The 21,653-nt window shown below is 38.5% G+C and carries 16 protein-coding genes and 1 pseudogene; 4 read left to right on the forward strand and 13 right to left on the reverse strand.

Features of this window, described 5'->3' with window-relative positions:
• Positions 1-356: 356 nt before the first annotated feature.
• The 9 genes from P1X15_RS31020 to P1X15_RS31060 form a co-directional block, all read right to left on the reverse strand.
• The gene (locus P1X15_RS31020; protein ID WP_277341993.1) at positions 357-1,304 is read right to left on the reverse strand and encodes an FAD:protein FMN transferase; all 948 of its coding nucleotides are present in this window, start codon (positions 1,302-1,304) and stop codon (positions 357-359) included.
• A gap of 46 nt (positions 1,305-1,350) precedes the next feature.
• Positions 1,351-3,549 (reverse strand): PepSY domain-containing protein, encoded by a 2,199-nt coding sequence (locus tag P1X15_RS31025; RefSeq protein ID WP_277341994.1) that lies wholly within the window; start codon positions 3,547-3,549, stop codon positions 1,351-1,353.
• A gap of 6 nt (positions 3,550-3,555) precedes the next feature.
• Complete coding sequence (locus P1X15_RS31030; RefSeq protein WP_277341995.1) at positions 3,556-4,041, reverse strand: DUF2271 domain-containing protein; 486 nt, start codon at positions 4,039-4,041, stop codon at positions 3,556-3,558.
• Between the two features lie 112 nt (positions 4,042-4,153).
• Positions 4,154-5,677 carry an ankyrin repeat domain-containing protein gene (locus tag P1X15_RS31035; protein ID WP_277341996.1) on the reverse strand — a complete coding sequence of 508 codons (1,524 nt, stop codon included), beginning with the start codon at positions 5,675-5,677 and terminating at the stop codon, positions 4,154-4,156.
• A 201-nt stretch (positions 5,678-5,878) separates the two neighbouring features.
• Positions 5,879-7,195, reverse strand: a complete 1,317-nt coding sequence (locus tag P1X15_RS31040) for a gluconate:H+ symporter (protein ID WP_277341997.1) — start codon at positions 7,193-7,195, stop codon at positions 5,879-5,881.
• Between the two features lie 143 nt (positions 7,196-7,338).
• Positions 7,339-8,118 carry an ABC transporter substrate-binding protein gene (locus P1X15_RS31045; protein WP_277341998.1) on the reverse strand — a complete coding sequence of 260 codons (780 nt, stop codon included), beginning with the start codon at positions 8,116-8,118 and terminating at the stop codon, positions 7,339-7,341.
• 12 nt (positions 8,119-8,130) lie between these two features.
• Positions 8,131-9,612 (reverse strand): capsule assembly Wzi family protein, encoded by a 1,482-nt coding sequence (locus tag P1X15_RS31050; RefSeq protein ID WP_277341999.1) that lies wholly within the window; start codon positions 9,610-9,612, stop codon positions 8,131-8,133.
• Positions 9,613-9,669: 57 nt separating this feature from the next.
• Complete coding sequence (locus P1X15_RS31055; RefSeq protein WP_277342000.1) at positions 9,670-11,124, reverse strand: capsule assembly Wzi family protein; 1,455 nt, start codon at positions 11,122-11,124, stop codon at positions 9,670-9,672.
• 3 nt (positions 11,125-11,127) lie between these two features.
• Complete coding sequence (locus tag P1X15_RS31060) at positions 11,128-12,144, reverse strand: sugar transferase (protein WP_277342001.1); 1,017 nt, start codon at positions 12,142-12,144, stop codon at positions 11,128-11,130.
• Between the two features lie 294 nt (positions 12,145-12,438).
• Here P1X15_RS31060 and P1X15_RS31065 point away from each other — a divergent pair, with 294 nt between their 5' ends.
• Positions 12,439-13,416 carry an NAD-dependent epimerase/dehydratase family protein gene (locus P1X15_RS31065; protein WP_277342002.1) on the forward strand — a complete coding sequence of 326 codons (978 nt, stop codon included), beginning with the start codon at positions 12,439-12,441 and terminating at the stop codon, positions 13,414-13,416.
• 20 nt (positions 13,417-13,436) lie between these two features.
• Complete coding sequence (locus P1X15_RS31070; RefSeq protein WP_277342003.1) at positions 13,437-14,681, forward strand: glycosyltransferase family 4 protein; 1,245 nt, start codon at positions 13,437-13,439, stop codon at positions 14,679-14,681.
• Here the strand turns inward: P1X15_RS31070 and P1X15_RS31075 are convergent.
• The 3 genes from P1X15_RS31075 to P1X15_RS31085 all read right to left on the reverse strand — a co-directional run bounded on the left by P1X15_RS31075 (position 14,671) and on the right by P1X15_RS31085 (position 18,964).
• Positions 14,671-15,819 (reverse strand): glycosyltransferase family 4 protein, encoded by a 1,149-nt coding sequence (locus P1X15_RS31075; RefSeq protein ID WP_277342004.1) that lies wholly within the window; start codon positions 15,817-15,819, stop codon positions 14,671-14,673. The genes P1X15_RS31070 and P1X15_RS31075 overlap by 11 nt on opposite strands.
• Before the next feature lie 68 nt (positions 15,820-15,887).
• Positions 15,888-17,090, reverse strand: a complete 1,203-nt coding sequence (locus tag P1X15_RS31080; protein ID WP_277342005.1) for a glycosyltransferase family 4 protein — start codon at positions 17,088-17,090, stop codon at positions 15,888-15,890.
• Positions 17,091-17,536: 446 nt separating this feature from the next.
• Positions 17,537-18,964: a hypothetical protein gene (locus P1X15_RS31085; protein ID WP_277342006.1), complete on the reverse strand. Its 1,428-nt coding sequence runs from the start codon at positions 18,962-18,964 to the stop codon at positions 17,537-17,539.
• 711 nt (positions 18,965-19,675) lie between these two features.
• Between P1X15_RS31085 and P1X15_RS31090 the strand changes: the two genes are divergently transcribed.
• Together P1X15_RS31090 and P1X15_RS31095 are read left to right on the forward strand one after the other, a co-directional pair.
• Positions 19,676-19,870, forward strand: a complete 195-nt coding sequence (locus P1X15_RS31090; protein ID WP_277342007.1) for a hypothetical protein — start codon at positions 19,676-19,678, stop codon at positions 19,868-19,870.
• Entirely contained in the window at positions 19,863-20,117 is a 255-nt protein-coding gene (locus P1X15_RS31095; protein ID WP_277342008.1) for a hypothetical protein, read from the forward strand. The genes P1X15_RS31090 and P1X15_RS31095 overlap by 8 nt, the downstream gene beginning before the upstream one ends.
• A 1,032-nt stretch (positions 20,118-21,149) precedes the next feature.
• On the opposite strand, the pseudogene P1X15_RS31100 reads toward P1X15_RS31095, so the two are convergent.
• A pseudogene (locus P1X15_RS31100) lies at positions 21,150-21,653 on the reverse strand (hypothetical protein); the annotation flags it as partial.

Here is a 21,653-nt window from a genome sequence, read left to right on the forward strand (position 1 = left end):
AAGAGGCCTTAAGCTCTCTAAAGCCGGAATGAGAAAAATATTTTGCAAATCTTAGATTTGAGAAGTCTTTTTCTCATGGTTTTTGGCTAACTTCGCGGTGTGGGAAGCAGAGCTTTCAAGCGCGGCGAAGTTAGCCAAAAACCGGCTACTTGCTCTCCAAATGGCCTACTGCTGGCCCCACCTCAATTTTGTTCAACACAATATAGACGCAACCATTGCGCCTATACCCCAAATATACCCAATAATTTTATAGGAAATTATGCTCATTTTTTCCCAAAATGAGCAACAACTAAACATACATAGCGCTTTTAGCGTAAAATCGCTCATTTTACTATTATTATTGTTTTTTGGGGAGCCTATTTGCTTTTTATGATTTTTCCTTGGTCGGTGATGAGGACGTAGCGGTAGAGAGGAAATTGTTTTAAGAATTGGATGCCTTCTTTTTCGCCAAGTACCATAACAGAGGTGCTGAGGCCGTTGGCAAATTCGGCAGAAGGGCCTATAATGGTAGCACTTACCAAACCCGTAGCAGGATAGCCCGTCTTGGGGTTGATGATATGCGAGTAGCGGACGTTGTTGATTTCAGCGTATTTCTCATAACTACCCGATGTAGCAGCAGCGCCAAGACCTAGCTTGAAAGTACGGACGATTTTGCCCGATTCAAAGGGGTTGTTGATACCGATAAGCCAAGCTTTTTGGCTGGGCTGTGTACCCCAGGTAGAAAGGTCGCCGGAGGCATTGACGATTCCGCCTGGTACGCCCAACGACTGCATAAGTTCCCGGCCTTTGTCGGCTGCATAGCCCTTTCCTATAGAGCCAAAGCCGATTTTCATGCCTTGAATGGGAAGGTAGATAGTGGAGTGAAGGCTGTCTAGCAGGATGTGCTGGTACCCAACATGCCTAATGGAGTTTTTGATAGCGTCTTCGGGAGGCATTTCGGTCATGCTTCCGTCAAATTTCCAGAGCCGATCAAGGGCCGCGATACTGATGTCAAAAGCACCGCCTGATAGCTTAGAAAACTCAATACCTCGGCGGGTAAGTTCAAATACTTCACGGTCTACTTTGACGGGTTTGATTCCGGCATTTTGATTGACTTGCGAAATTTGAGTTTCGGGTTTCCATTCCGAAATCAAGTTTTCGATGCGGGTTACTTCGGCTATTACTTGGTTGATGCGCTGCTGAGCCAGAACGGTGTCTTTTTCTACAATGGTAATATCAAATCGAGAGCCCATCAAAACGACATTGCGTTTGAGTAAAACTTGCGCCCAAGCACAAGAGCCACCCAATCCCCAAATAGTCAGCATGAGTAAGGACTGGCGGACTATTTTTTTGACACATTCGCTGTTCATACTAATAGCAATCCGTTAAGATTTGATTTTGGGCAATGTAGTGGCTGATATTCTTGTTGTTTCTCTCAAAACAAAGTTGGTCTAGTACTATTTCTACGTCTTTGTGCATGGCTAGTGAGCCACATATCATGATGACGCCGTTGTTTTCCAGTAAATCCGTAAAAAACTGACAATCTCGACGAATCAGATCCATTACGTATTGGGGAGTAGCCTCGCGCGAATACGCTATTTCAAATGTTTTGAGGTGTTTTTTGGCTATTTGGTCTTGTGCAAACTCTTGATATTGAATGGTTTGTTCGTTTTTTTGCCGAAATCCTGCGTACACGTGAATAGGTGTATGGGTGTGGTTGTTCATAATCATCCCCAAAAAAGGAGCGATGCCCGTACCATTGGCAATCATAGCTACGGCAGTAGCTTTTTCGGGAAAATGAAAACTTGAATTACTTACAATCCGTGCTTGAAGGGTCTGATTGGGAGAAAGCTCGTAAAGATAGCCCGATCCCAAGCCTTGAGGATGTAACTTGACGATGAGCTGAATACTATTGTTGTTTTGAGCGATAGAATAAAAACGCTCGCGGTTGTCGTTGGCGGGATAAATAGCCAGTAAATCACCCGACTGAAATGCGGTTTTAGATTCGGGTTTCAACACTATTTTGAAAGTGGAGTTGGTTTCACTCACTAGGGTTTTTTCCACCACTTTCAGTTTTTTCAAACCAGCGATTTTGGTACTGTAAAGTGCAGGGGCGGTGGCGAGTGCGATGAGGGATTTTTCGCTCCAAGCATGAACCCACTTCACAAACTCATCGACGGATTTGTCATTGACCATAAACATATCCAAATAACGCGACGCCCAGCTGTATTGTTGAAGTAGCTGGTCAACGTGCTTTGCATAGGCACAAAAATCTGGATAAGCTTTAGAGCCAAAACCTACCACGGCAAACTGTACGGCTTGCGAGGGTGAAAATGAGTGCAGAAGTTCCTCAAAATGAGTGGCGTTGGTGGGGGCAGTTCCTAGTCCATAAGTGGATGTAAAAACCAAAAGATGCTGAAGGCTAGGGTAGTGGCCAAATTTGTTCATCTCCGTAAGGTAAGAACGCTTGCCTGCTGCTAACAATTGCTGATGAATCTGATTGGCAAAAAACAACGTACTGCCATTTTCTGAACCCACCAGAAGGACGATTTCGGCGTTTTGGTGGTTGAACTTATTTTTGATTTTGGTGCGACTGCGCTTAAACGTAATCACAAAGCCTGTATAAATAAAGGCAAGGATGTTTAAAGAAGCAAATCCCAAAATAATAGCCCAAAGGGCATTGGTTCTGCCGGTGTGGATGTCGAGACTCAATTTTTCGAGTATCACTGTGAAGGGATAACGCGTCTCTTCTACAATAGCACCCGTAAGTTGGTTGACCGAAATTTCCCGATCTTTTAGTTTCAACACAAAAAACTCCTCGGGGTCGTCTTCCATAAATGGAAACTCAATTTTTGAGACTTCGGCTAATTTTGTTTGTTGAAAAATAGAAAATTCACTGAGTTTTTTTAGGGGTAACTCCTCTGTGGATGGAGCCTGTTTGATTTTTTGCTCCGTTTGTTTGATGATTTCGATACGAACCAAAAACAAATGAGTACCCGTAAGGGCCAGTGCTAAGATAGGAATGAGGAGTAATCGCCCGCCTGCTACGTGAAAATACTGCGCAAAAAAATCACGGTTGATTTTGGCAAAAAAATGGCGTAATCCTTGCTGTCGTTTGGTAATAAGGATAATTCCACTAATACTAATCAGTAAAAGCAAAAAAGACGTAATACCAATGATAATCCGCCCCGCTTCGTGCAAAAACAAAGAGCGGTGCAAGGCGAGATTCCACTGAATGAAGGCGCTTTTGGGTTTTACGGGTCCTAAAATCTTTCCATTGTGAGGGTCGATATAGGCCTTTATGTTTTTGCCTTCTTCGTCGGTGGCATCTAGGATTACAAATTGGTTGTGATCAACTGATAGCTCGGTAATCTCGGGATAAACCTTACGCAAAGCGGGTAGGGATTGCGCAAGGTTTATGGAATTAAAGTTGTCTACTCGGTATGCGGGAATTTTTTCGTTGACAGCATCGACGGCCAAGATGACCCCCGTTATAGAGAGAATCAGTAAAAACAGGGATGAAACAATAGCTAACGTTAAGTGGGCATACCTCCAGATGGATAATGTCATCGCTAATTATTGTACTTTACTAAGTTTGACAAAGCGGATATAGCCATTTCCTACGGCACGTTCGGTAAGGGCGGTAGTGGTCAGAGGGATTTCAACGTCGGTTGTGTGGTATTTTTGGTCTTCCACGGCCGACTCAAAGCGGAGCTTATAACCTTTGTCTATTTTACTATCTTCTATTTCAATGGTTTTCATGGCTCTGTCTCCTCCTGATACCGAAGCGCCCGTAATAGCACTTAGTTTTTCTTTACTTTTGGTTTGGAATTTGTGCCAATCTTTGAGGGTTTTATACCATTGTTTGTCAGGGCCTAGTAGATAAAGCGTTTTTTCATAAGCACCTTGAGGGTTGATTAAAGAGATAACTATATAGGCACCTTCGCCTTCGTAGCTATTCATTTGTACTAGGCATTTGTATTTGCTCGACTGGGCGAAAGAATTTGTTGAGATGAATAGGGTGGTAATCGTCAAAAACAGAAGTTTAAAAGAAGTATTCATTGTGTTTGTTTTCTTACTAAAAAATTGATTGGGTGGATTGGTTAATTATGTAAAGAGCCCTCCTTTCTAAGACTTAAAATCTTCAAAAGGAGGACTTAAGAAATGGGTTTGTTTATTTTAAGAAATCCAATCCTACTTTATTCTTTGTTAAGAAGCCATTTTCTTTAGCTAAGTCGAAAGCGGTTTCGTCCAGCTCGGTTTTTAGCTCTTTTTTAGCTCCTAATTCAATCAAAGCCTTGAGGACTTTGTCGTCTTTAGCGATAAGAGCCGCTTTGTGCAAAGGTGTCATTCCTTCTTTGTCTTGGGCATTGATATTGACTCCAAGTTCTGAAGCTTTCTGAATCAATTTTGCACTTTCTTTCGCTACAGCTAAGTGGAAAAGCGTGTTGCCATTTTTCTGCGGCGCAGCTACATCTAAACCATTGCTTTTTAGTAGTTCTAGTTTTGCGTCAAAATCAGCATTAGGATTAAATCCACCAGAGCCACCACCTGGACGAGCTCCCGGACCTGCGCCTTGTGGTCCTCTTTCTCTGAATGATTCAAACCAGTAATAAGCCAAATTGTTGCCGTCTTTGCTAACTACTTTAACATCAGCACCATTTTTGAGAAGAAGAGAGACAGTTTCGGCTGAGCCATTCGCAACGGCTTGGGTAAGAGCTGATTCTCCTTTTTCATTTACCGCATTTATATTTTTAACTTGAGGTAATATGGCTTGAACAATCTGAATATCTCGGCCTCCCGAAGCTAAAATCAAAGCCGTATTGCCTTCATTATCAGCTTTATTGACATCTACACCTTTGCCTAAGAAATAATCAATAATTTCTTTGTTGGGGCGACGTACCAAAGAATGCAGAATTGTGGCGCCTTCATTATTAATGAACTTAGGGTCAAGTTTGAGGGTCTCGACTAGGTATTTGTAAGTCTCAATTCCCGCAGAACCTTGTCTTGAACCTTGAGCCGCAAAAAATAGGGCATTGCTAGTAGGTTTGATACCTTTGCTTATCAATTTATCGATGAGTTGCTGATTGGCAGAGCGGGCGGCATAATCAGCAACCGTACGGCCAAAATCATCTTTGTCTTTTAAAGATAAACCTTTGGACACAAAAAAATCGGTCAAAGTCAAGTCACTATCTGCTCCTACGGCTAGCATTAGCAAGGTAGCTCCATTGTCATAGCGTTGTTTGGGGTTGAGACCTGCTTTAAAAAGTGCCTCATACACTTGGGGGTTTTTGTTGCCACCTGCGGCAAAGGTAGCGGGCGTATTGCCACGGCTATCTTGGTCGTTGATATTTGCTCCTTTTGAAATTAGATATTCTACAATTTCCGAATTACCACTCGAAGCGGCCCAGTGAAGATAAATACGACTATCGTGGGTTTTTTTGTTGACATTATTGCCTTCTTGCTCAATTAAGTATTTGATAACATCGTTGGACGCCCGGTTGTTGATAGCGAGGGTCACAGGGTCAAAAGAGGCTGGATTAAACTGAGAAGGGCTATTTCCTTTTACAATTTCAGCCTTTACAGCTGCTAAATCAGGCTTACTTTTCCAAAACTCGGCACTTAATAGTGTATTGGTTTGCTGAGCATTTCCGACTAATGTATAAAACAAAAGGGCCGTCAAAAAGATTTTTTTCATAATATACTAGAAAATAAGTGGGATAAATCTTATTTGGACTAATTTTAAATTTTAAGCAAAAGTATAAAAAAAAGCTTTTCGTGTAAAGAAAATCCTGATTAATTGGGTGAAGAGTTTTCTAAGGAAGTAATAGTCAGAGAGGAGGGAAACACATTAGGAAAAGGCAATGCTACTTATTACCCTTTCCTAATGTGTTTGAGATTATACAAATTGATCAAGAATCAAAACCCCAACGAGCCCCACAATGGAGACGATAGTTTCCATTACTGTCCAAGTTTTGAGGGTGTCTTTGATGGAGAGATTAAAATATTCTTTGAAGAGCCAAAAGCCGCCGTCGTTGAGATGCGAGCAAATCAAACTTCCTGAGCCAATGGCCAATACCATCAACTCTGGTTTTACGCCTTGGCTTTGAACCAATGGTGCGATGATACCCACAGCAGTCAGCCCTGCAACTGTAGCTGAACCAACACATACTCTGATGACGCCCGCAATTGCCCAGCCCAATACCAAAGGAGAAATGTCAACCCCTGCCAATAATTCACCTATGTATTTGCTAACTCCTCCATCAGTGAGAATTTGTTTGAATCCTCCTGCGCCTGCCACAATAAGTAGAATGACCGAAACACTTTTGAATGCTTCTTCGAGTGATTTCATTACACTTTTGGTGCTACGTCCTCTCTTAATTCCTAAAAAATAAATAGCTACTAACACTGAAATAAGCATCGATATGGAGGGGTCGCCCAAAAAGGCAAAAAGTGTATGCAATGTAGCGCCTTCTTCAAAATGCCCTTTGATCCAAGGCATGAGTGTTAGTAATATCAAAGGCAATAACGCCACACTTAGACTTACTCCCAAAGAGGGCATTTCGGCTTCGGTAAATTGTTTGGTCTGAAAAAGCGTAATATCTGGTTTGGGATTGTATTTTTTGAGTGTTCTCCCAAAAATAGGTCCTGCTAAAATAATAGCTGGAATCGCCACTATGATGCCATAAAAAAGGGTTTGGCCTACATTGGCGTTGAATTGAGTAGCAATAGCAGTGGGAGAGGGGTGGGGAGGAAGATACCCATGAGCTACTGAAAGTGCCGACAACATCGGAATAGCTACGTACAACATTGGCAAGCCTGTGGAGGCAGCTATGGTAAAAATCAAGGGAATCACAATCACAAAACCTGCATTATAAAACAAAGGCAGTCCTATGATGAACCCCGCTAATGCCAATCCCCAAGGGAGATATTTGATACCAAAAATATTCATCAAAGTAGTAGTAATTCGCTGGGCAGCTCCACTATCCGCTACTAATTTTCCAAGCATAGAGCCAAACCCAATGATGATCACTAGGGAGCCTAAAGTGCTTCCGATTCCTTTTTCGAGAGATTGGCTTATGGCTGTCACATTCATGCCACAACTGAGCCCTAGCCCGATACTCACAATGACAAATGAAATAAAAGTATCTAAATGAAAATAAGCAACCAAAATTACTAGCGCCAATATACCTAGTAATACATAGAGAAGTAACATAAGGTTAATCAGGGTTTGAGGTTAAAAAAATGGTTAGGTTTTATAAAATCAAGGATAAGGCAAACTTTAAAAGAGGAATTCTTTTGCCACAATGATACTAACTAAATTAGAAGGATTTGTACAAAAACCGTAAATGAAAAATTTTACCCCTTTAAAGGGAGGCTTGAAAAGTAAGCGGCCGAATACTTTAATCTACTCCCATACCAACTAAACATCTCGCCATCTACCAGCAAAATTTGAGCGTGGGGGCATAGTATCTGCATTTCTGTTACGTGTTTTTCTTTAAAAGGGTAAGGTTCTGAAGAAAGAAAAATGATTTCTGGCTGAGCAAGTTGAAGCTGTTCGGGGGTGATTTCGGGGTAGCGATTAAAATCTTCAAAAACATTTTGGAAGCCCGCTTTTTCCATCATATCATCAATAAAAGTATCCCTAGCTGCGACCATATATGGTTTACGCCATATAAAATAGGCTGCTTTTTTTGATGAATAAGGGATGAGATTCTCAAATGATTGGAGAATTTGTTGAACTAGGGTATTGGCGAGGGGGCTTTTCCCAACTACTTTTCCAATACTATTTATCATGGCTAAAGCGTCGGAAAGATTGTAAATATCTGACATCCAAACTGGAAAAAGTTGTTGGAGATGCCTGATACCTGCTTGTTCGTTTTCTTCTTTATTCCCAATGATTAAGTCTGGTTTTAAAGATTTGATGAGTTCAATATCAAAGTTTTTGGTGCCTCCGACTTTTATTTTGTCCGTAATTTTGGTGGCGGGGCGAGTGCAAAACTTTGTAATACCCGCGATTTGCTCATCAAGGCCTAGATCAAACAATAGTTCTGTCTGAGAAGGCACCAGAGATACGATGCGTTGGGGTAGAGAAGGAAGTTTTATGACATTGCCAAGCTGATCTTGCTCGCTATACATATTCAAATATTGTTACCATCTCTTACTGATTCCAATGCGCGTACCGATTGAATTATGATAGAGTTGGCCATTGTCCATGGCAAAAGCCGCATTCCAGTATATATCTTGCCAACGCTTTATAGTGCCTGTAAATTGGAGTAAAGCAGAAAATTGTTTGGGAACTTCAGCGTAAGGAAAATTGTAGGTGCCATAATTATGACTTAAGGATAGTTTACTCAAAAACTGGATATTTTCTCCAATATTTCCTTGTAAGCCAAGATGATATACCCTGACACGGTTGTTGTTAGCAATCTCATAACCATTTTGCGGGTCAGTATTTTTAGTGTCTTTGGCATTAGTAAAAAAAGGCGTACCAATAATTTCCCCCTTGTAAGACCAGCCGTCGTAGTATTGTTGGTGGTTGAAGTAGTTATCGTTACCGATGGTAACAGTTGATACACCTGCCGCATCCCCTTGACTTAAAGTGTATAAAAATTCAAGCACTAAACGTTCAAAGTTAACTTTCCCTTTTTCCTTACTGGGGAACAAATTTCTTACAACTAATCCATTTAATCCGTCCGCAATATTGGTAAGATAATAAAGTGAGCCGTCTTCATAGATATTCTGTCTATAGAGGGTTAACTCATATTTTTTTAAATCGAAGGTAATCCCCATATCAATTGTTCCTAAGTGATTGCCAACTCTATTGAGCGAGTCAAAAGCATTTACTCCTTTAACATCTCCAATAAGAGCCCCCCACCCAGTAACTGCATAAACATAATCTCCAAAAGAACTGGGTAGTTTTCGATTTACTACTGTAGCTATATCAATATTAGTTTTACCGCCCCACTGAACTTGATGATTGAAGCCACCATATAAGTTGACCGCCCAATTTTCACGTCCCATCCTGATATAGAGCGATTTTTGATGAAGATAGTAATCATAAGCATATTGACTATTTCCAAACCATCCATGTGCATAAGTACCTTTGAATGCAAAAAGGTTTTTGAGGAACTTTAAGGGAATGTAATCAGTAATTTCAAATTGAATTTTAGGCATAGGAAGGGCATTCCCTGACCAGCTATAAGAGCCTGTCCCTAAGGTAGTATCTGAAAAACCAAATTGCTCTCGTTTGCGACCCACATATAGAGCGAGTTTTTTAAATTGGATTCCTGCATTTACTACCGGAATGAACAATTTGGTAGAGTTTCCGACGTTTCCCACTACTCTTGCTTCTCCAAAAGTTTTCCAATGAGTGTTTTTTTTTGATAAAATGCCTTCATATCCTATATAACCTTCTAACGATGCTGCGGAATGAGTGGGTACAACACTCATTTGATTGGCTTTTAGCCAGAAGGGTGTCTGAGCACTAGAAATGAATGCGTTGACTTTCACCTCACCTTTTATGGAATGTTTAGCGGTGCTATCTTGTGCGTGAACTATTTTTAAACTTAAAAATATGATAACACAATAATAGCCAAACCTTGAATGATTTTTCGATGTAGAGTAGCGCACTTAAATAATTTGATGATTCAATTAAAGGATTGGATATGTATTAGAAAAACAAAAATATTAAAAATTTCCTCGTTTCCGAAGACCTAGCTGTATCGCTACTGAAGATTTGTAGAGTCTACCAACATCTATACCGAGGGCTGTGCTCCATTCAATACCTCCTAGCCAAGAGAGTGATTTTTGAACTTGTAAAATGCTCGAAAATTGTTTAGGATTACCTATCAAGGGGTAATCATAAAGTCCGTAATTGATACTAAATGACGTTTTTAGGAACCAATGACAGTCTAAATACTGGCCACTAGCCCCTAAATGAAGTAATTTGACGCGATTGTTGTTTGTTAATGAATTCTTAAGATGTGGCCATCTGCTGTTCAAATCGCTTTGTGGGGCGATAAAAGGTGTTCCTATTGTTTTACGATTATATGACCAACCATTGGTATAAACATAATGATTGAAATAGTTGTCTTTCCCAAATACTCCTGTACTTAAATTAAAAACATCTCCTCCTTGGCTAGTAGTATTCAAAAATTCAAAAAGCATACTTTTGACTGAAAATGCATTTTCTGATTGTTGGACGGGACGGTACACGACTCCATTTAACCCATCGCCAATGTTTAAGAAGGCATAGAGAGAACCGTCCTCATATATATTTTGCCGATATAAAAACAACTCTCCTTGTTGAAGTTTCCATTTTAGGCCCATATCAATAGTGCCGAGGTGGTTCCCTACGCGACTTCCCATCCATGATTTACCCAAAACAACTCCCCACCAAGCTTCTGTAGGCGAAAGGCCATTGGGCCAGATTTGATTTTCACCACCCCACTGCACTTGATGGTTGAACCCTATAGTGGCCTGGAAGCGTGATTGGGGTTTGCCAATTGTAGCATATAAGTTTTTTTGATGAAATAGACCGTTGACTGAGGTCACTCCTTGGCCTCCATAGCCAACAGCCATTGAACCAAGCCACCCATAGGAAAAGCAGGCTTTTATTGCAATCAACTTATTGGTAAAAGGAACAACAAAATTACTGGTGAGTTTAATCTGAGGAATAGGTAGTGTATTACCTGACATAGCGAATGAGCCAGAAGTAAGTAGAGAATCACCTATGAGACCAATTACTTCGCGTTTTCTTCCAGCCAATATTCTAAAAATGCCATATTTGATTGAGGTATACCCTTCAACTAAAAAAGTTTCTGTGCCATTTTTATGAGTACTTAAATATGTTTCAACTCCATAATTGACGTTGATATTTCGCCAATTGGGTAAGAGAGAATCAGATGTTGGAGAATATAAAGAGACATTGAACAAGGCATTCGGCGCAGTTGTAGAAACAGTACCAAATGTATTAGCATATAACCAGAATGGGGCTCGCTGAGATGCTAATGTGGTTTTGACTTCAGCTTGATAATGAGGGCGACCAAAGGTAATAAGCTGAGCATGAGCCTTGTAAGAGTTAAGCTCAATGTAAAAAATAATAATAAGTATTGGGAGAGGTTGTAAAAATTTTATAGGCATGATTTATCTACCTAATCCAGAAAACACTACTTTGACAGTCTGTAATATTATTTTAAAATCAAACCAAAATGATTGATGTTTGATATAATACATGTCGTATTTGTGTTTCCACATACCATCTTCTATAGAAGCACCATAGGGGTATTTTACTTGTGCCCATCCAGTAAGACCAGGTTTGATTACATGTCTAAATTCATAGTAAGGAATAGCTGTCTTGAGCATGTCAATAAAAACTTGCCGCTCAGGACGAGGTCCAATCAGTGACATTTCGCCTTTCAGTATATTGAATAATTGAGGCATTTCGTCGATACGAGTTTTTCGAATAAACTTTCCGACCTTGGTGACGCGAGGATCGTTTTTGGAAGCCCATTGAGCGCCATTGGCTTCAGCATTAGTAGCCATTGATCTAAATTTGATGACTTCAAATTCAATATTATACAGGCCCACCCGCCTTTGACGATAAAAAATAGGTCCTTTTGATTCTAGTTTGATTGCAATTGCGGTAAGTATCATGACAGGAGCAAATACAACTAATAGAATGAGCGTATAAATGATATCAAAGATACGTTTGGTAGCTATTTTGGTTTTATTACGGAGCACTGAGAAGTCTTCCTTCGTTAGGAAATAGTCTCCATTGAGTAGACTCACTTCAGTAAAACGATTTTTGTTTTCCAAGAAATCAACTAGAGGCATTACTTCTACTCCATTTTCAATGTTTTTTAACAAAAACTCCCGACTTTCATCATTTAAATAAGCTGCATTGTAGTATGTGATGGTTTCATCCTTCCTAAAGATTCTACTGCAATTATTAAAGACAGGGTGCAAGGAGTATTCACTTAGCACTTTATCAATTAAAACAATACTTTTAGGAGGGCAGAAAATATAGAGAGGTTCGTATGCTTCAGCTGGCTGAGGTATTAGCTTATTAACGTAAGATACCAGAATAGAAAGTTCTTCATCCTCTTTTAAGAAATCGTCGTCAGTGGCTATTGAAAAATGATCTTTAGTAAATTTGTTCATACAGGTTTCCTGATGGTATTACTCTTATGCATTCAATTTTGCTAAACGGTATATATATATACTTGAATAGCATATAAATACATATTAATATAAATAAAGCAGTAAGCTGCTATAAAAGTAGGGGGCTTTTTTGGGAAAAACAAGCCCCAAAATGACCGTTTGATAAGTTTTAAAAAGATTGATTAGTAAGAGCTTGAGGTATCATCATTTTTTGAAGAAGCGGTTTTTGCATTTCATTTTTTTAAAATTACATTTGCACGCTATTGAGATGACGTTTTACAAAACAACTAAGGAATGAAAAGAGCAATTGTTTGTGGAGCCGGAGGATTTATTGGCGGCCACTTGGTAAAAAGATTAAAATCGCTTGGTTATTGGGTGAAAGGTATAGATGTAAAGTACAATGAGTTTGAGGAAAGCGTCGCAGATGAGTTTGTAATTGGAGATTTGCGGGACCCCCAAATATGTGAAAGAGAGATTGTGAAGGACATTGATGAAGTATATCAATTGGCTGCTGATATGGGAGGGGCAGGTTACATTTTTACGGGAGATCACGATGCAGTAGTGATGCACAACTCCGCCCTTTGTAATTTAAATGTTTTAGAGGCAAGTAGATTGGCAGGGGTAAAAAAGATATTTTACTCGTCTTCAGCTTGTATTTATCCTGAATACAATCAACTTGATCCTAATAATCCTAAGTGTTCGGAGGAGTCGGCGTATCCTGCTGCACCAGATAGCGAGTATGGGTGGGAGAAACTTTTTAGCGAGCGTTTGTATTTGTCATATGGGCGTAATTATGGAATGGAAGTCAGAGTTGCTAGATTTCATAATATTTTTGGTCCTCAAGGAACTTGGCGTGGAGGTAGAGAAAAAGCTCCGGCAGCAATCTGCCGTAAAGTAGCCGAAACCGAAGACAGTGGTGCTATTGAGATATGGGGTGATGGACTTCAAACAAGATCCTTTTTGTATATTGATGAGTGCTTGGATGGTGTATTAAGACTTATGGAATCTAACGAAACGGGTCCTTTTAACATTGGTTCAGAAGAAATGATATCACTCAATGACTTCGCAAAAATGGTAATTGGGATTTCGGGTAAAAATTTGTCAATTAATAATGTAAAAGGGCCTCAGGGTGTAAGAGGTAGAAATTCAGATAATGCTCTCATTAAGAAATCTCTTCAATGGGCCCCTTCTCTGCCGCTTAAAATAGGAGTAGAAAAAACTTATGAATGGATAAATAGTCAGGTCGAAAGCCTCAAGCTAATTTCGTTATAAAACTAAACAGAGGAGTTTTCATGAGGCAACAAAGAATCTTGGTTCTGTGCCAGCACTTTTACCCAGAAATGGTTTCAACTGGGTTGCACATGACTGAGTTATTTACTAATCTGGCTGAGTTTGAGCACAACAAAATAACTGTGTTCTGTACATATCCTTCGAAAGAGGAATTTGTTCAGAAGGATTTACTACCTACCCAAGAAAGGTATAAAAATGTAAAAATCTATAGGGTTTCTAACTTGGGCCAACAGCACGGCTCTATTTTTCAGCGGTTACTTTTTTCGATTTCTTATTTTTTAAAGGCTTTTTGGTTTAGTTTGAGATATAGAAAATCCTTTGATTTAATAATCATCTCCACTAATCCTCCATTCATCGGCTTTGTTGCGTATATACTAAAACGTTTTTTTTGTATTCCATATATTCTTATAGTATATGATATATACCCCGAAATAGCTATTTTGCTGGATGTTTTAAAACCTTCCTCTGTGACAGCTAAGATTTGGTCATGGTTTACAAAATTAATTTACAATCATGCAGATAGGCTAGTGGTGATTGGAGAGGACATGCGAAAGATTGTAATGGAAAAATTAAAGCTTCATTTGTGGGAGCGTATTGTGTTGATTCACAATTGGGCTGATTCGAGAGAGATACAACCTGTAGAGAAAGAAAAAAATAATTTCCTAAAGCAGTATCACTTACAAGACAAAATTGTATTACAATATTCTGGAACCATGGGCAGAACTCACAATATAGAACCTATTTTAGAAGCAGCATTGGAACTCAAAGCAGAGCAAGATATTGTATTTATGTTTGTGGGTGGAGGTAATAAGAAGAAGATAGTAGAGCAGTTTGTAAAAACACACGAACTAAACAATGTTATAGTACTACCTTATCAGCCTTTTGAAGTATTACCTCAGACTTTATCGGCAGCTACTTTTTCCTTTGTCTGCTTGGAAGATGAGTTTACGGGCTATTCTGTTCCTAGCAAATCCTACGGAATTATGGCGAGTAAGTCGCCTATCATAGGCTTACTAAGGGAAGACTCTGAAATTGCGGATACTATCCGTCAGTACGATTGCGGAGTACTTTATTCAAAGAATAATAATCAATCACTAAGTGATTTTTTGCTAGAGCTTCTTAAAAACAAAGAGAGAATTCAACAAATGGGCGAAAATGGTTATAAGGCTTTTCTACAGCATTTTGATTTACAGATTTCTGTGGGGAAGTATCAAAAGCTAATTGAGTCAGTGAGTACTAAGGCATAATATCGACTTCTTTGAAAAGCTTTTGGACTTTGTCATTAAACTTATCTATTGAGAAGTTTTGTACATGATTTAAAGCATTTTGACTCATGCGAGTATATTCTGTAGGGTTTTGGACAATCTCTGCAATGCGTTGTGCGATGGCTGTAGGGTTATTATAAGGTACCAAGATACCCGTTTCGTTATCAATGACCATATCTGGTATGGCTCGGTAAGATGTAGATATTACTACCGAACCATACGACATTGCTTCTAAGATGGAAACAGGTTGACCTTCACTGTTATAATTAGTTGGGAGTAGGAAGAAATCAGCTAGTTGAAGAAAATTCTGTTTTTTTTCTCCCGTTACAGATCCGTGATAGAATACAAATTCTTTTAATTGATGTTCATTAATATAAGATTCAAAAAGACTAAAGGCTTGTTTCTCATTATTAGTGTTTTGGTCATCACTGTGTGAGAAGAAGGTTCCACAGAAATCACACCTCACATTTAGCTTATAATCTTTGTGTAATATTGATACTGCCTTTAAAACATCGAAATACCCTTTACTCTCAATAAGATTGGATAAATATAGTAGTCGAATCGTTGGTTTGCTTGTATTGATAGTCCGTGGAAGCGCAAGAGGAAGGGGGATACCGCAAGGAATAGCTACTAATTTTTGAGGAGGGATACCTGGAATATCGAAGAGAGATCGTAAACTTTCGCCTAATATGATTATTTTGTCAGTATATTTAAATGAAAAACTGAGAATGTTTTGGATTATGTTAGGTTGATTTTGATAAAAATCAATATACTCGCCACAATGGAAGTGAAGGATTACTTTATGATTAAAAACACACTTTGACCATAGAATAATCGGTATATTTCTTAACGCCCCTAATTGGCTTCGTGCACCGCTTAAATAAATGATTTTGCAGCCAAATGCACTTTTATACATACATTTGATAATAAATAAAATGTACGATATAGTTTTTCGAAATTTATGAGTAATGTTTTTTGCGTATGATTCGTAAGGAAAAGCAAGTTTAATAATTTGCACTCTTTTGCTGATGAAGTCAGCGTAAATTTGCTCAGTGATAACTGATTGGCCTGTGATTGGGGGAGAAAATAAACCAATAAAAATAACTTTTCGATTTAACATAGTCTGTTTAAGAAAATGGTATTTAGCGGTTATTAGGTGAATAGTTAGATAGCAGCAGCAAAGTTTAATTATAATTGACTAGTAGCTTGAATAGCTTCTAATGCACCTTGGGCAAATCGTTCAGGAGTCCATTGTTGAATATGACTGAATGCTTCTTTGCCAATTTTAGCAGAAAGTGTAGTGTCGACTGCAAATTTTTGCATGATATTTGCTAATTCTTTTTTCTTTTGGGGATCAAAAATGAACCCTGTCTTAGAGTCAATTACCAAATCTTCTACACACCCAACATGTGATGATACAACGACAGGTGCTTCACATGACATTGCTTCGTTGATCACTAAACCCCACTCTTCTTGAAGGCTTGGAAGTATAAATGCCTCACAATAAGTAAAGAATAAGGGTGTAGTGTCAATTTGTTGAAAAGGGAAAAATACTATCTCTGCTTTGGGAATTGATGGGTTACTCGATTCAAGACCCTCGCGGATAGAAATGCCTAAATTGGTTGCGAGTGTGCGGAGCTTATCTTTTTCTGGGCCTTCTCCAACTAATACAAGAGCTATTTCAGTTGAAGGATGCTCACTAACATAAAGGGCGTATGATTCTATGAGAAAGCCTAAATTTTTCTTTTTAACAAATCTTCCTAAATTAAGGAAGTACTTCTTGGGTAAACCTGGGTGTGGGTGTGAGGGCTGAGTTAGATTTTTCCATTTGATAGCTTCACTGTGGAAATATTTAACATCTACGACATTGCTAGCTAAAAATACTTTTTGAGGTGAGATTCCATATTTTGTGATATATCTTATATGAGGTGCACCTGCCACTAATGCTGCGTCAAACATTTTGATAATTATACCTTTAATTTTACGACGTATTTTACCTTGCTTTTCTGTATGATCCCATGAGTCACACATTAATATTGTTTTACAGTTGCAAAGTTTAGAGACTAAAAGACACAAGAGGTAAGGTAAGGGAGAGTAGCTTGGTAAAAATATTACCTCAATTTCATGCTTTTTAAGGACTTTGTAGAAATAATATGCTAATTTAAGTGATTTTAGGATTGTAGCGGGCTGATTCTTACAGAAAGTAGTTACTGGTAACTGTGCTGGATAGGCGGGTTCCCAAGCGTATATATCACTAACTTTTGCAAACTGGTAGGCATGTAAAATGCATTTTTGATTTACTAATGCGTTGTTAAGAGCTTCTATTCGGGCAACATGGTAGGGGCCAAAATCAGCGTATAAAATTGATATTTTTAAATGTTTGTAACTCATTGGTAATAATGAATTTCAGCAAAAAGAAAAGTGGTTATATACTCATTCTTGGCCTGTTTTAGAGGTAAGGAAAAGTTATATATCTATGAGCTTTATCAGAGGTGTCATGAAAAAGATTACTAGAAATGCGACCATTATAGGGAATGATTCTGGGAGGGGTTTTACTTATACTTGCTGATTGATAAATAGTTACGTATTGATTTTATAAAATATGTAATTGAATACTTTGATAGGAGATATAATTTTTAAGTTCGAATATACAATGAAGAAGGGTAAACAACAAACCCACTAGTACTAATGAATTTACAATTTGGCTACTGGGGAATATAAATCTAAATCAAGTTTAAGATTATATATAAATAAAAGCTGTATATATAGAAATCAGAAAAAGAGTAGGGATATAAAGTAATAGAGCTAGGTATACACCTAGCTCTATTATAAATTAGCTAAATACCATTCTGAGTAATAGAAAATGAGTTGTTATTACCAGTTTGAGTGCTAGTGAAGGTGTTTCCGCCCCCGTTTTGAACAGCGAAGATAGAGTTCCCGTCACCATTTTGGGTAAATGTTGCGGTGTTGAGGCTCCCTAATTGTTCCAGCGATGCAGAGTTAGAATTACCAGTTTGTGTTATTTCAGCCATGTTTCCTTCTGCAAGTTGGGTAAGATAAGCAAAGTTTTCATTACCTGTTTGAGTAACCTTTCCAGTTTGGTTTATTCCAGCTTGGCCAATTTGAACACTGTTATCCATTCCTGTTTGTGTGATAGAGGCATCGTGACTAGGACCTTCTAATTGAGAAATATCAGCGCTGTTGCCAGTACCAATTTGTTTGATATAAGCTACGTGTTCATCATTGGATTGCGAAATAGAAGCCATATTAGGAGAGCCTAAAGCATCGGCATTTTGTTCGATAGTTGCCGTAGAACCATGTGAAGCAGCTTGTGCAATTGTGGCTTCATTGGCTCCTCCTCCGATTGCATTTTGGGTAATAGAAACCATACTATTAGCCCCGCCGGGGGTATTCTGGTCTACAGAAGCTTTGTTAGAAGAGCCTTCTCCATCCGCTGTTTGTTTTACAGTTACAGTTTCAAACCAGCCGTTTTGGACTACAGTAGCTTCGTTAGATGAAGCTGCTTTTGCATCTTGTGTAATATCAGCTGAAGCTTGGTAACTTCCCCCATTTTGAGTTACATTGGCTGTATTACTAGAACCCATACCTGTACTAGTTTGATTCAAGAGTATATTGCCAATAGCATCGGCTTGTTGAAGTATAACAGCTGTGTTACTACTAAAATCTGTGGCATTTTGTGTTACATCTGCGGTTGAACCAAGATTAGCATCTTTTTGGGTAATTTCAGCTGTGTTGGCGCCACCGTGAGTTGCCTCTTGATTAAGAGTAGCTGTTTCAGTATTTCCTTCTTGAGTAACTGTCCCAGTATTTGCTCCAGCAGTGTGTGATTTTTGATTGATTGTAGCAGTAGTTCCTTGACCACTAGTAGGTGCTTGAGTAATAGTTGCAGTATTGCTACTACCATCGCTATCCGTATTTTGATCAATCGTAGCTGTAGCACCAGCACTGTTTTGATCAATTGTCGCAGTGTTGTCAGCACTAGCGGTAGCTACTTGAGTAACTTTAGCTGTGTTTTGGTCAACAGTGCTAGTTTGTGTAATTCCTGCGGTGTTTGTAGAACCATCACCGTCGGCTGTTTGATTGAGTTCGCCCGTATTCCCAACCCCTCCACTAATGGTTTGTGAAATAGTTGTAACCGTGTTTGAACCTCCATTGGTAGCAGTTTGATTGTTGGTAAATACATTTTGAGAATAAGCAGCTATGGCAAAAAGTAAGCTAGCTACAGTAAGTGTTAATTTTTTCATAAAAAAAATGGATTTAAATTGATATTTTTTGTGACTTCTATTATGCTTGAGAACTTTATACATAATGAAGCGTTGCAAATGTATAAATAAAAAGTATAATTTATCTCTATAATCTATTTGAAAAATACCGTAAAATAATTGACGTTTTTTTTGAATTTAACTTTTTTTAGTTACTTTTTTTGTGAAATTATAGTTATGTATTTTTGTGAAAATTGTTTTTTTAAAAACAATCCGTTTTATGGAATATTAATTGTTTTTTTGGTATTTTATTTTATTAATATGGTATATTATTTTTTTGAAAAAAAATAATATATTTTTGAAGTAATAGTGTTATATAAATCTTTAAAATATGATTTTATTTAGAATACAGTTTTTGTCTTTTTTTGGAATACCAAAAGGTAATATATTCATACTTGACGTTAACAATATACAAGCGGCTATTATTGTGTTATCGCAATACATCTATAAAAGAGTCTTATATTATTGTTTCATAGTGAGTAAGGTTATGTGGTAATCACTATGATTGTACCTATCAAGGCTTCCTTACAAAAAATTAAATACCTATAAGTTAGGGTCTTATCAAACTTAAAGTATTTGCTTGTTATTAAAACTACTAAACGAGTAAGAAAATCAAGGATTGAGCTATCACACTCCCTAAAAAGGCGAGATTTATTATAGAAAATATCATTTATAAGTGGAAGAATTAAAACCTTGTCTCATTACCAACTCAGTCAAGTAATGGCTTACCTTGAAGAAGTTTTTGGGTTTTCGGGCTTAAGTGTTTTGTTTAGCCTCTATGGCATTAAACTCAACACAGCTCTTACTAGTAATATCGACCTAGTTGAAGGTACTAGTGAAACTTTAAGAAAACTTCAGGTAATAGCGAATTTCCATGATAATGATTAGTTTAAAGGTGAAACCAGTGCATGCCCTTGTATTCAATACGCTACGGGGTGCTCCGCTTCCTAATGGATATGAAAACCCTCATTTCTATCGCTCGGGCGACCCCGTCGAGTTTTGGCAAGTAGCAAAGGGCTTTCCTCTGAATCAGCCAGCACAGGCCGCCCTATATGAATCTCTAACTTTGCCGAGTGATAGGCTATGCCATCGGAGCGCCGATACGACCCCGTTTGCTTTCCGATTCTTGGAATAATCTTACAAAACAAATTTAAAGGCTGCCACAGAATATAGTGTGTACTCGTAGTCTTTGACGATCCGCCGAAAAAAACTTGTCTATGCAATGCTCCTGTCCTCGATCCATCGCTTAGTAACGACCACAAAGCCCTGAGCTGATTCTGGACGGGAAGTTCACTCAAAATCAATGTTCTAATCAACCAGAGCTTTTGCAAAAAACACAGCCATATAACCCATCGTCAAAGACCTTTTCAACCTGGTCACCAGACCAAAAGATATCCCTCACCAAGACTAAGGTCATCTGTTCAGCATTGTCATTGGCAGCGTGTACATGAGTGGCCCAAAAGTAACCACCGGTATCGACCAATAACTGGCCCTTGCGTCCGTTAACTTTTTTGTGTAGGTCAAAACCTCGATATTTACAAATCACAGAAGTAAGTTTAACACTTTGATTACCAGTACAAAACACTGATGTGTACGATTCACGTTTTTCCTGTCTTTAATCCAGTTGATTCAATTTTTGGTTGATCCGTTCAAGTGTTCCATCTGTTTTCCAACAGTTAAAATAATACGGGGCCGGCCTTCCGGTAAACGGCCTGCCAATGTGGGTATTCTGAAGACACATTTCTCCATTGACATCCCGTGGGCAATAATCATAAAATCACATTCATTACTTGGCATAAATCAAGTTTGCATTTAAGGGGCAAAAAGTGCGATATTGCACCCCACTGAGAGTCACGGAGCGGCCCGTGGCGTCAGTTTAGAAAATTATTTGCTCATTTCTTTGCATTTTGCCAGGCCGTTGGAGCCGTCGATACAAAGATGATACGATTCTCAGACTTTATCAATTCCCAAACATGTTCTTAGATTTATTTTCACGCTGTTTCTCAAGAACCTCCTTTCAGGTCAATACGATGAGTATTCGATAAAATTCTATCCGATGTATTGCTCAAATGCGTATTTATGCCAATTATATTGTATAGTTCCATTTATAAAAAAAGCTACGTACTTATACGTAGCTTTTTTTATAAATGGAACTATACACTGGGAATTAGATACCCGATTGAGTAATATTAACGGAGTTATTATTACCCGTTTGGCTACTATTAAAAGTATTACCACTACCATTCTGGGTAATTCCAATCGTATTATTATTACCGTTTTGGAGAAGTTCTAACACGTTATTGTTACCACCCTGTAAAACATTGCCGCCCATAGCACCTTCAATCAAGTTATTATTGCCAGTTTGAGTGAAAGTAGCTTGGTTTGTTGAGCCAGTTTGGTCAATGCTAGCAATATTACTATTACCAGTTTGCGTGAGAGCGAATGTATTATCTTGAGAAAGCTGAGAAGCGTATCCAAAGTTATCATTACCCTCTTGTGTAATTGAGCCAGTGTTGTTAAGCCCAGCTTGTCCAATTTGAGCAGTGTTACCGATTCCATTTTGTGAAATAGAGGCATCATTAGCCGGCCCGTCAAGTTGGGTGATGCTAGCTTCATTACCTGTACCTGTCTGAGTAATAGAGGCTACATGGTCGCTATTAGATTGTGAAAT

Source organism: Runella sp. MFBS21, from assembly GCF_029433105.1.
Lineage (GTDB): Bacteria > Bacteroidota > Bacteroidia > Cytophagales > Spirosomataceae > Runella.

What these genes read in the sequence shown, in the direction of transcription:
- P1X15_RS31020 (WP_277341993.1), bottom strand. Translation starts at nt 1,304, where the DNA reads ATGCTGACTATTTGGGGATTGGGTGGCTCTTGTGCTTGGGCGCAAGTT.
- P1X15_RS31025 (WP_277341994.1), bottom strand. Translation starts at nt 3,549, where the DNA reads ATGACATTATCCATCTGGAGGTATGCCCACTTAACGTTAGCTATTGTT.
- P1X15_RS31030 (WP_277341995.1), bottom strand. Translation starts at nt 4,041, where the DNA reads ATGAATACTTCTTTTAAACTTCTGTTTTTGACGATTACCACCCTATTC.
- P1X15_RS31035 (WP_277341996.1), bottom strand. Translation starts at nt 5,677, where the DNA reads ATGAAAAAAATCTTTTTGACGGCCCTTTTGTTTTATACATTAGTCGGA.
- P1X15_RS31040 (WP_277341997.1), bottom strand. Translation starts at nt 7,195, where the DNA reads ATGTTACTTCTCTATGTATTACTAGGTATATTGGCGCTAGTAATTTTG.
- P1X15_RS31045 (WP_277341998.1), bottom strand. Translation starts at nt 8,118, where the DNA reads ATGTATAGCGAGCAAGATCAGCTTGGCAATGTCATAAAACTTCCTTCT.
- P1X15_RS31055 (WP_277342000.1), bottom strand. Translation starts at nt 11,124, where the DNA reads ATGCCTATAAAATTTTTACAACCTCTCCCAATACTTATTATTATTTTT.
- P1X15_RS31060 (WP_277342001.1), bottom strand. Translation starts at nt 12,144, where the DNA reads ATGAACAAATTTACTAAAGATCATTTTTCAATAGCCACTGACGACGAT.
- P1X15_RS31065 (WP_277342002.1), top strand. Translation starts at nt 12,439, where the DNA reads ATGAAAAGAGCAATTGTTTGTGGAGCCGGAGGATTTATTGGCGGCCAC.
- P1X15_RS31070 (WP_277342003.1), top strand. Translation starts at nt 13,437, where the DNA reads ATGAGGCAACAAAGAATCTTGGTTCTGTGCCAGCACTTTTACCCAGAA.
- P1X15_RS31075 (WP_277342004.1), bottom strand. Translation starts at nt 15,819, where the DNA reads ATGTTAAATCGAAAAGTTATTTTTATTGGTTTATTTTCTCCCCCAATC.
- P1X15_RS31080 (WP_277342005.1), bottom strand. Translation starts at nt 17,090, where the DNA reads ATGAGTTACAAACATTTAAAAATATCAATTTTATACGCTGATTTTGGC.
- P1X15_RS31085 (WP_277342006.1), bottom strand. Translation starts at nt 18,964, where the DNA reads ATGAAAAAATTAACACTTACTGTAGCTAGCTTACTTTTTGCCATAGCT.
- P1X15_RS31095 (WP_277342008.1), top strand. Translation starts at nt 19,863, where the DNA reads ATGATTAGTTTAAAGGTGAAACCAGTGCATGCCCTTGTATTCAATACG.